Raw genomic sequence first — 10475 nt, 5'->3', positions numbered from 1 at the left:
TGGGGTTGTGACCTCTTCCCCATACTTCCCTGATTTTAAGAAGCTTCAATCATTACGATGAGTTATTATATTTTTATGTGTTTTTTATAGAATTAATTTCCTATTTTTAGTGCCCATAAACTTTATTATCTTAAGTTGTTTCCTGGTTTATGGCGCGACTATCTATCCGCCTCACCCATTATTTTAGATGTGCACAGTTTGTTGTTATCTCGATATGAATGAAAGTTAAGGGAAACCAAATGTCCAAGGGATTTGTATTATTAGGCGATAAAACAACGCACGGTGGTGAAGTTATTTCTGCAACATCAAGCATGGTCGTGAATGGCAAAAAAGTGGCACTGATGGGCGACATGATTAGCTGTCCTCAAACAGGGCATGGCGTCAATGCCATTATAGAAGGTTCATCTGAATGGGCTTCTGACGGCAAAGCTATTGTCGTTGATGGTTGCCATTGTGAGTGTGGATGCCAGGTTATCTCCAGTGCGCCAGATTGTTCAATAGGATAAAACATGGGTTGGGATCGCCAAAAACCGTTTATAACAGAAAAGCCCTCGCCGCCCTCGCTGGGACGTTGGTTATTAGCTGGAGTGTTGTCCATTATTGTGGGGATTTTATTGTTCTCACTGCATGTTGCCGACAGACTTATCGGGTTACAGACCGTCAATATCTGGGCTGCCTCAACGATACCCATTATCGGTTGGGGGCTGGCATTCTGTATCCGGGGTTATATGTATGGTCGAGACCTCAGTCACTACACTTTCTTACAAGATGAAGCGCAACAGGCGCAACAAGAGTGGCAGACGTGGGCTGAGCGTTATATGGCTGTACTGGCAAGTTGTGTTCTGTTACCGGACGTTATTACTGTCTCATATCTGGCGAATAAACCAACAGATGTAGAATTTCAACGCGGGCTTGTTCGCCGCATTGATTATCTCCCCGAAGACAAAGGGACAGAATATCAGGCCATCATGGCCCTGCTCGCTAGCATCCAACAAGCCCTTAATTCCTTGCCCCCTGATATTGAACTGCGTGCGACTCTCTTGACTGACAGCGATCCGGCAGAATACGAACAACTGCGAGCTGTCTGGGCTCAATGCTGGGATAAGACTATCCCCACCCGCTTTGCGCCTATAACGCTGACCCTGTCTGCCGATATGCCATACAGCAAGATAGAGGATGGCATAAAGAATGCCATCACTGGTGCAGAACTGATCCTGGTGTTGCAACTACACGGCGATGAGAACTACTCCGACGGGCTGGCTGTATTCTTGCTCACGACCGATGACATGGCACAAAAACACCAATTACCGATACAAGGGCGTCTGCTTCGCCCGATGCAACTGAATATTGCACAGGCAGAAAGCGAGCTTGCCTTGTTTATGGAAACCCAGTCTCTGGCCTGCCGGGCGGGCGGGATCTTGGGGGATAGCACTGAATTGATGTCATTGACCCCGAAAATAATTCCTGTTGGTCACCAGTTAGGAGCTAACTTCAGCGCTGAAAGTGTATTGATACAAGAATCATTAACCGGTATTCCGGGGCCATTCTCTGCCTGGTTAGTGGCAGCGTTTGGGTTGGATTTTGCTTATTACTACGACGTGCCTTATGTCGTGTTTTCATTTGGCCCCGAGTGCGGGGTAGTCAGTACGGTTTCTCCAGGAGTTTGCAATGAAGATGTTGAGTAATCCGTGGCGGCAGGGCAGTGGTGCGGTATTAGCAGTTGTGGTGTTGGCCGCTGTTGGTTGGCTAATATGGCAATATGGCGACACCGTCGGGCTAGATAACCAATATAAAAAACTGTTCGCTTTCCTATTGGTGATGTTGATCACGGTACTTGCCCGCCTGTCCCCAGCGATCTCCGGTTACATTAAGCGGCGGCAACATCGGGATAATGGGCGTGATCACGGTATTTATCCCAACGATGAATCACGACTGGCCCCGACACCGCCCCGCAGTACCAGAGTAAGTGAACTGCAACAGACTCTCCGGACTCGCTATGGTTTCTTCTGGCCCCGCAAAGTGCGCATTCTGTTACTCACCGGCAGTGCGGCTGATGTTGAGCAGCTCACCCCCGGGCTGACGTCGCAATACTGGCAGGAAGACAGTGGCACCGTGCTGTTGTGGGGAGGCGATTTGGGGGCGCAGGCTGATAGCGCATGGCTGAGTTCTTTACGTAAATTGCGCCGCCGCCCGCTAGACGGGGTGGTCTGGGTGACCTCAGCCCTGGCTCAACGCACGACACTTGGTCAGCAAGCGTCTAAAACAACCCTCACCGCTGATATGATGGACAGCGTGGCACAAGCGTTCGCGGCACGTTTTGAGCTGCTCGGTTGGCGGCTGCCGCTGTATGTCTGGTCACTGCATGCCGATGACGGGGCCGATCGCATCACCCAATCCGTCGGCTGTTTACTACCAGTGGGGTGTAACGCTGGCGAACTGAGTACACAGCTTGCCGGGCTGCTGCCGTCGCTGATTGAGCAGGGTACACAACAGATTAGCAGCAACACCCAGCACCCATTCTTGTTGCAACTGGCCGATCAGTTAGCGCGTCAGCCAGATTCTGTCGCCGGCCCGTTGGCGACTCTGCTGAATCCCTATCGCCCTTCACCGTTGGCGGGGGTGATATTCAGCCCGGCGTCCGTCAATGCAAAACGCAGCGTGAAACCCCACTGGGGCAAGGATAACCGCTGGGATGTGTTGATTGATTCACTGCCATTATTGCCCGCAGGCTTAGCCGCGAAAAAGCTGGGGTTTGCCTGGCGTAAAACGCTGGCGATGGCGCTGGCGGGCATCATGGTGTTGTGGGGGGTGGGCATGGTGATGTCATTCCTGGTCAACCGAGATACGATTAATGCCAGTGAGTCTCAGGTGAAACTGGCGGCTAATGTGCAGCAATCGCTGCCGGCGCGTCTGCAAGCGCAACTGGATCTGCAACACACGTTAGGCAGATTGCAGTATCGCCAGCAACAGGGCGCACCTTGGCACAGCCGATTTGGTCTGAGCCAGAACGATGCTTTACTGGCCGCACTCTGGCCACATTATTGGGCCAGCGCCACCCCTCTGCTGCGTGATGCCGCCGCCCGTCACCTTGAAGAACAACTCAGCACCATGGCGCAGCTCCCCCCTGACTCTCCGTTGCGCGACTCGCTGGTAAAACCCGCTTATGAGCAGTTAAAACTCTATCTGATGCTGGCGCGCCCGGAGAAAATGGATGCGCCATGGTTTAGCACCACGCTGCTTCATGACTGGCCACAGCGCAGTGGTGTGCCGGACAGCCTCTGGCAGGGTAGCGGTCCCGCTCTACTGGATTTTTATGCTCGTAATCTTTCCCTGCACCCGGCCTGGCGTCTGAAGCTGGATGAAAATCTGGTCAGTCAGGTACGTACCCGGTTGATCAGTCAGATGGGTGCCCGTAACAGTGAATCTTCGCTCTATCAGAAGATGCTGGCTCAGGTGGCGAATCAGTATGCTGATCTGCGCCTGTCTGATATGACCGGTGATACTGATGCTGAACGGATTTTTACCACCGATGCCGTGGTGCCGGGCATGTTCACCCGTAGAGCCTGGGATGACGCAGTAAAACCGGCGATTGAAAAAGTGGCCAGTGAGCGTCGGGAAGAGATGGACTGGGTACTGAGTGACAGTAAAAATACCGCATTGCAGCAGGATTCTCCCGAAGCCCTGCAGGCACGTCTGAAGGCGCGCTATTTCGCTGATTTCTCTACCAGTTGGTTGGACTTTCTCAATAGCCTGCACTGGCAGCAAGCACAGACGTTATCGGACTCCATCGACCAACTCACCCTGATGGCAGACGTGCGTCAGTCCCCTCTGGTGGCGCTAATGAACACCCTGAGCGTACAGGGGAAAACCGGGCAAACCGGTGAGGCGTTGTCTGATTCGCTGGTCAAATCGGCCAAAAATCTGTTAAACCGCGATGAGCAGCCCGCTATTGATCAGCAAGCGGGTGCACAGGGGCCGCTGGATGCCACTTTTGGTCCGGTACTGGCGCTGATGGATGTCAAAGCCGGCGGACAGGGCAATACCAACCTCAGTCTGCAAACCTTCCTGACCCGCGTTACCCAAGTACGCCTTAAACTTCAGCAGGTGGTGAATGCTGCCGATCCTCAAGCCATGACCCAGACTCTGGCGCAGACGGTATTTCAGGGCAAAGCGGTCGATCTGACCGAAACCCGTGATTATGGCAGTCTGGTTGCCGCCAGCCTCGGTCAGGAGTGGAGTGGATTTGGCCAGACGGTATTTGTCCAGCCAATGGAACAGGCGTGGCAGCAGGTATTAACTCCTGCCGCTCAGAGCCTGAATGCCCAGTGGCAGGCATCTATCGTCGATGACTGGAACAGTACCTTCGGCGGGCGTTATCCCTTAAAAGATACCAGCAGTGAAGTGTCACTCCCGCTGCTGGCACGTTATCTCAACAGCGACAGTGGCCGTATCGCCCGTTTTCTGCAAACCCGGTTGAATGGCGTGCTGCACAAAGAGGGCAGCCATTGGGTGCCGGACAGCATTAATGCTCAGGGGCTGACATTTAACCCAGCATTCCTGAAAGCGGTGGACCAACTGAGTTATTTGTCTGACGTGGTGTTTGCCGACGGTGAAGCAGGCATACGCTTTGAACTGCGCCCCGGTACCGCGAAAGATGTGATGCAGACTGATCTGGTGATCGACAGCCAGAAGCTCAGCTATTACAACCAGTTGCCAGTGTGGAAACGTTTCACCTGGCCCCATGACACTGAAGCACCGGGTGCCAGCCTGAGTTGGATAAGTACCCAGGCCGGTACCCGACAGTTTGCCGATCTCCCCGGGGCCTGGGGGTGGATCCGTTTACTGGATAAGGCTCAGGTCACACCGTATCAGGGTGTCAACAGCAGTTTTAATCTTAGCTGGAAAGCGCCTGATGGCAGGCCGCTGAACTACACCTTACGGACTGAAGCTGGAGAAGGCCCGCTGGCGTTACTGAAACTGCGTAACTTCGTCTTACCGACGCAAATATTCAGTGTGGATGCCACCGGTGGCGCTCAGAAAACGGATACCGCAACAGAAGAGGGATACTGATGGCTACGTTGCACACCTTACTCAGCGCCTGCCATGCCGAACAGCAGGCGCTTTCGCAGCAGGCCCAGCAGCAGATTTCGCTCTGGGAAAAATGGCTGGTCCCCATTGCCCCGGATTCACCGGTGGGTGATGACCCCGGTTATGACGATGATTTCCAGCAGATGCGTGAAGAGGTCAACAAACTGTCCGGCGCAGATACTGGTTTGGTCTGTGCACTGGCGGAGAAGCTGCTGACCGGTGCGTGCAAAGATGTGCGCGTCGCGACCTATTATATCTGGGCGCGACTGCACATCGATGGCGAAAGCGGGCTGGCGGATGGCCTGGCTCTGCTGGCCGGGTTGGTCCAACGTTTTGGTGATGCACTGCATCCACAACGTGGCAACAGCCGCAAACTGGCACTGGAATGGTTGGCGGGTAGCCGGGTGTTGGATAGCCTGTCACTGTACCCGGAAGTCACAAAAGCTGACTTTGAACGCATTGTGGGCGCGTTGGTGTTAACCGAGGAAAGTGTTGGCGGCTGGGATGCGTCCATCCGCCCTCAGTTCGCTAGCCTGTATGCGGCATTAGAAAACCGGCTAATGCAGTCCGGCGGCCCTGATGCCGTTATCCCACAAAACAGCAGTCTCCCTCGTCACTCTGCGCCTGATGCTCCTGCGTTGAAAGCCGTCAGCTCCGGGCGTGATTTGCTCGATCAGGCAAAACTGCTGGCGGTTTTTTTGCGCGACCAGCCGAACGGCTGGCTGTCGGGGCATCATCTGATGAAAAGTATTCGTCTGGACACCCTGCATGAACTGCCGCCACTGGCAGCTGACGGATGTACCCGTCTGGCTCCGCCGAAGCTGGAGAACCGCGCACTGCTGAAACGTCTTTATCTGCAACAAAGCTGGCTGGAACTGCTGGAGCAAACCGACATCCTATTTGCACAGGGCGTTAATCACCTGTGGCTGGATCTCCAGTGGTATACCCATCAGGCACTGCTGAAAACGGGCGCACCTTACGAGCGCTGGGCTGACATCATTCAGCAAGATTTAAATGGTCTGCTGACCCGCCTGCCGGGGCTTGACGGTCTGGCATTCAGTGATGGTACACCTTTTGCTGATGAGGTGACCTTGCACTGGATAAATCAGCACGTCATGGCAGCAGAAAGTTGGGGCAGTGAACCGGCGGCATCCGCCAGTACGGCGGGTGATGACGATATTTTGCAACTGGAGCCGGAAGCGCTGGCGCAAGCCGACAGCGAAGGTGTGGAAGCGGCGCTGAATTGGTTGCAGAACCGTCCGGGTACCCGCACCTCTCGCCATCAGTGGCTGATCCGCCTGCTGATGGCGCGGGTCGCCGAGCAGTACGGAAAAAACGACATGGCATTGCATTTGCTGGGTGAACTGGAGGGGAACGCGACCTTGATGACGCTCACCCAATGGGAGCCGGAATTACTGTTTGAAGTAAAAGCCCGCCGCCTAAAACTGCTGCGCATGAAAGCCAGCCGAACCGAGTCGGACAAATCACGCTTGCATGGCGAGATGGAAAACCTGCTCGCCGGATTAGTGGCCCTCGACCCGGCACGGGCTGCGGTGCTGTGTGGTTAATCGATAACCCTATCCTGATAAAAAGAAAACCATGAAAGACCTTACCCTGCGTTATTACGACGCCGAAATGCGCTATCTGCGCGATGCAGCTAAAGAGTTTGCCCAAACTCACCCTGACCGGGCAGCGATGTTAGACCTGGATAAACCCGGTACGCCTGACCCTTACGTCGAACGCCTGTTTGAAGGCTTTGCCTTCTCCATGGGGCGATTGCGCGAAAAAATTGATGACGACCTACCGGAGTTCACCGAAGGGCTGGTGAGCATGTTGTGGCCGCACTATCTACGCACCATTCCCTCGCTGTCGGTGGTGGCGCTGACCCCGGATGTTCCGGCGATGAAAATGGCTGAAATCGTGCCCGAAGGCATGGAAATCTATTCCCGCCCCATTGGGCCGAAGAATACCGTCTGCCAGTACCGAACTACCCGCGATATGGTACTCAACCCGCTCGCCGTCTCAACCGTGGTGATGGCGACCGAACCAGACGGCCGTTCGGTGCTGCGTCTGCGACTGGCATGCAGCCCACAAGCTGACTGGTTGCAGGTGGACTTACGTCGCTTGTGTTTTTATCTGGCGGGAGAGGCGGCGGTCAGCAGTGCGTTACATCTGGCCCTGACCCGGCGTCAGGCCGCGCTCTATTTGCGTCTACCCAATCAGGTTGATCGAATAAAACTGGATGGTTGGTTTTCGCCCGGTGGCTTTGCAGACCAAGATTTGCTGTGGCCCAAAGGCGACAGCGCATTCAGCGGTTATCAGCTATTACTGGAATATTTCACTTTCCGCGAGAAGTTTATGTTCGTGCATCTGAACGGGCTGGAAACCGTGACGCTGCCAGCGGGTATTGCCTGGTTTGATATCGAAGTGGTGTTTGATTGTCAGTGGCAAAGTGATCTGCCGGTCAGGGATGACGCGCTTAACCTGCATTGTGTACCGGTGATTAACCTGTTCTCGCTGGAAGCTGACCCGTTAACCATCAATGGGCTGGAAAGTGAGTATATGCTGCGCCCGCGCCGCTTGCAGGATGGGCACACCGAAATTTACTCCGTCGACGCTGTGACCGGTTCGCAACGGACATCCGATGCCACCTATGTTCCTTTTACCAGTTTTCGCCATCGCGGTGGAATGCAGCGACGTCATGCGCCGGAACGCTATTACCATACCCGCGTAAAACGAGGGGTGACCGGGCTGCATGATACCTGGTTGATCCTCGGCGGCCAGCAATGGGAAGCGGACCGATTGTTTACCCGCGAGGCGGTGTCACTGAAAATTACCGGTACCAATGGTCAGCTCCCGCGCAAAGCGTTACAGAGCACGTTGTTGGACCGCTGCGAAGCAGTGTTACAGACGCCGCTGAAAGTACGCAATCTCTGCAAGCCTACGTTACCCTCTTATCCCCCGGCGGAAGACCATTTCCAGTGGCGGGTACTGAGCCATCTGGGCTCAAGTTACCTCAACCTGATGAGCAGCGCACAGGTGCTACGCGGGACGCTGGAGCTGTACAACTGGCAAGGGGATGAACTGAATAATCGCCGTCTTGATGCCATTCAACAGGTGCAGCACCACCAGACGCAGCGTTTTGAAAAGGGCTTTCTGTTACGGGGTATCGACATTGAAGTGACACTGGATGGCAACGGCTTTACCGGCGAAGGCGACATTCATCTGTTTGGCGAGATGCTCAACCGTTTCTTTGCCCTTTACGCTGACATTCATTTGTTCAATCAACTCACTCTTATCGTTCAGCCTGCCGGGAAATGTATCCGATGGAAAGAGAATCACAATCAGCGTCTGCCCGGCTAATCGAACAACTGTGGGATAAACTGCCGTATACCCAGTTTTATCGCTTCTGTCAGTTACTGGAGCAAAGCCAGCCGGATGCCCCGCCATTGGGTAGTCACTGGCAGGTTAGGCACGATCCGGTGCGTTTTCGCCCCCATCCGGGCATGGGGTTTCCGGCCAGTGAATTTAAACGGGTGGAAATACCCGCGCATGCACACCTCCCACCGACCATCCGCACCACCTTTATGGGACTGTATGGCGTGGAGTCGCCACTGCCTACTTCGTATATCGACGATATTACCCAGCGCCGGGAAGGGCATGAGGCAGTCAGCGACTTTCTGGACATTTTCAATCACCGATTGATCACGCAGTACTACCGCGTCTGGCGGAAGTACTCTTATCCGGCCAGCTTTTCGCCCGGTGGCACCGATAAAACCTCTCGGTATCTGCTGAGCCTCTGTGGTCTGGGTATTGAGGGATGTGCACAGAATATCGCCACGCCGGTGTCTCGTTTTCTGGCACTGACTGGCATGATGCGCCTGCCCACTCGCACCAGTGAAGGCATTATTGCGTTGGTTCAGTTGCTGGCACCGGAAACCGATGCCCACGTGATAGCGCATGACCGCTGCCGTATCCCCTTGCGCAATCCACTGGCCCTGAGCGCACGTCACCCCGTCAGCATGAGTAACAGCCCGGTAATGGGCAGTCACGCGGTGGATGTTAACAGTCAGGTATTACTGCAATTGAAAACCGATAACCCCGATGAAGCCCGAGAGTGGTTGCCCGGCGGGCAGTTACACACGGATTTGATGGCGTTGTTGCATGTGTATCTGGGGTCGCGGCTGCATGTGCGTTTACAACTGACGGTGTTACGCGCGCTACTGCCCGACGCACAGCTCTCCTGCCAGCCGAAAAGCACCGGTATTCTGTTAGGCAGAACCGCCGTAATGCGGACACAGCGCGTCGCGTCAACCACACCCACCGACACTGAAATGATCACAATTAATCTGGGCCGCTATCAGCGTGTTCAGGAAAATCTTCACCGAAGGGACACCGATGAATATGGCGATTACCGCTGGTAAAACACGTTTTGCATTACTGATGCTGGTCATGGTATCCACTCTGAGCGGATGTGGACTGACTCAGAAAGTGAGTGACGGCACCGTCGCGGTGACAAAATCCATTTTTTATAAGCAGGTGAAAACCCTGCATCTGGATATACAGGCGCGGGATGCGGTAAACAACAACGCGACCGGTGCCCCACTGGCCACGGTGGTGCGCATCTATCAGCTACAAGACCGCAAAACATTTGACGGTACCGATTATCCCTCATTATTTGCCGAGGACAGCCAGGCCATCAAAGCCGATCTGCTTGCTGAAAAAGATATCCGTATTCGTCCGAGTGCTGCGGTGTCCATCGATATGCCGATGGACGAAAAAGCGCAGTATGTGGCAGTCGCGGGTATGTTTCTGGCACCTGATATCGCTAACAACACCTGGCGGGTGGTGTTGAGCCGTGACGACCTCGACCCCGATAAGGCTCGTCAGATTGAACTGAATAATCATGGGATGATTCTTTTACCCTTGAAGGATAAGTAATATGCCCCAGCCTTCTCTCTATGAAATGCTGTTCGGCAACGTAGCGGGTGAGCTTGACCTTCATCAGGTGAGCGAAACCAATCAGGTCATTCTCTCGGTGCTGGATAATATGCAGCGCATTCTCAATTGCCGGGCGGGGACACTCAGTCATCTGCCCGATTATGGTCTGCCGGACATGAGTGAAATCCTACAGGGATTGCCGGGCAGTGCGCACGCGCTGCTGACTACGCTCTCAGCCACGTTGCTAAAATATGAGCCACGGCTGAAAAGTATCAACGTGGTGCTACTGCCACAATCCGCTCCTGGCCATCTGGAGTACGCCATTGAGGCGGAGCTGAAAGGTCTGGGACTGGTGCGTTACGGCACGGCATTTATGCCGGAAGGCCGGGTGCTGATACGTCATCTTAAACAACAACATTATCTCAATCCGGGTGAGTCATCTTAAC

8 protein-coding genes are annotated in these 10475 nt (G+C 54.3%); all 8 read left to right on the top strand.

The genetic code is table 11. The features are described from left to right. Nucleotides 1-239 precede the first annotated feature (239 nt). From V1952_RS05800 to tssE, 8 genes are read left to right on the top strand one after another with little or no spacing between them, the layout of a single operon-like run. Nucleotides 240-506, top strand: a complete 267-nt coding sequence (locus tag V1952_RS05800; protein ID WP_038630853.1) for a PAAR domain-containing protein — start codon at nt 240-242, stop codon at nt 504-506. Between the two features lie 3 nt (nt 507-509). Then, nucleotides 510-1685 carry a type VI secretion protein gene (locus V1952_RS05795; protein WP_309477930.1) on the top strand — a complete coding sequence of 392 codons (1176 nt, stop codon included), beginning with the start codon at nt 510-512 and terminating at the stop codon, nt 1683-1685. Then, nucleotides 1669-5070 (top strand): ImcF-related family protein, encoded by a 3402-nt coding sequence (locus V1952_RS05790; RefSeq protein ID WP_420074445.1) that lies wholly within the window; start codon nt 1669-1671, stop codon nt 5068-5070. Before V1952_RS05795 ends, V1952_RS05790 begins: the two co-directional genes overlap by 17 nt. Beyond that, nucleotides 5070-6656 carry a type VI secretion system protein TssA gene (gene tssA / locus V1952_RS05785; protein WP_372560596.1) on the top strand — a complete coding sequence of 529 codons (1587 nt, stop codon included), beginning with the start codon at nt 5070-5072 and terminating at the stop codon, nt 6654-6656. Before V1952_RS05790 ends, tssA begins: the two co-directional genes overlap by 1 nt. A gap of 31 nt (nt 6657-6687) precedes the next feature. Then, nucleotides 6688-8451 (top strand): type VI secretion system baseplate subunit TssF, encoded by a 1764-nt coding sequence (tssF, locus tag V1952_RS05780; protein ID WP_372560597.1) that lies wholly within the window; start codon nt 6688-6690, stop codon nt 8449-8451. Further along, a complete protein-coding gene (tssG, locus tag V1952_RS05775; protein WP_420074444.1) occupies nt 8415-9512 on the top strand; it encodes a type VI secretion system baseplate subunit TssG in 1098 nt (365 codons plus the stop codon). Before tssF ends, tssG begins: the two co-directional genes overlap by 37 nt. Then, a complete protein-coding gene (gene tssJ / locus V1952_RS05770; RefSeq protein ID WP_420074446.1) occupies nt 9493-10029 on the top strand; it encodes a type VI secretion system lipoprotein TssJ in 537 nt (178 codons plus the stop codon). The genes tssG and tssJ overlap by 20 nt, the downstream gene beginning before the upstream one ends. Nucleotide 10030: 1 nt before the next feature. Further along, nucleotides 10031-10474 (top strand): type VI secretion system baseplate subunit TssE, encoded by a 444-nt coding sequence (gene tssE, locus V1952_RS05765; RefSeq protein WP_420074443.1) that lies wholly within the window; start codon nt 10031-10033, stop codon nt 10472-10474. Nucleotide 10475 lies beyond the last annotated feature (1 nt).

Source organism: Yersinia sp. 2542 StPb PI, from assembly GCF_048593855.1.
In the GTDB taxonomy this organism is placed as follows: domain Bacteria; phylum Pseudomonadota; class Gammaproteobacteria; order Enterobacterales; family Enterobacteriaceae; genus Yersinia; species Yersinia enterocolitica_E.
This window is presented reverse-complemented; position numbering and strand designations above follow the sequence as displayed.

Coding starts and splice junctions, on each gene's coding strand:
- V1952_RS05800 (WP_038630853.1), top strand. CDS start 240: ATGTCCAAGGGATTTGTATTATTAGGCGATAAAACAACGCACGGTGGT.
- V1952_RS05795 (WP_309477930.1), top strand. CDS start 510: ATGGGTTGGGATCGCCAAAAACCGTTTATAACAGAAAAGCCCTCGCCG.
- V1952_RS05790 (WP_420074445.1), top strand. CDS start 1,669: ATGAAGATGTTGAGTAATCCGTGGCGGCAGGGCAGTGGTGCGGTATTA.
- tssA (WP_372560596.1), top strand. CDS start 5,070: ATGGCTACGTTGCACACCTTACTCAGCGCCTGCCATGCCGAACAGCAG.
- tssF (WP_372560597.1), top strand. CDS start 6,688: ATGAAAGACCTTACCCTGCGTTATTACGACGCCGAAATGCGCTATCTG.
- tssG (WP_420074444.1), top strand. CDS start 8,415: ATGGAAAGAGAATCACAATCAGCGTCTGCCCGGCTAATCGAACAACTG.
- tssJ (WP_420074446.1), top strand. CDS start 9,493: ATGGCGATTACCGCTGGTAAAACACGTTTTGCATTACTGATGCTGGTC.
- tssE (WP_420074443.1), top strand. CDS start 10,031: ATGCCCCAGCCTTCTCTCTATGAAATGCTGTTCGGCAACGTAGCGGGT.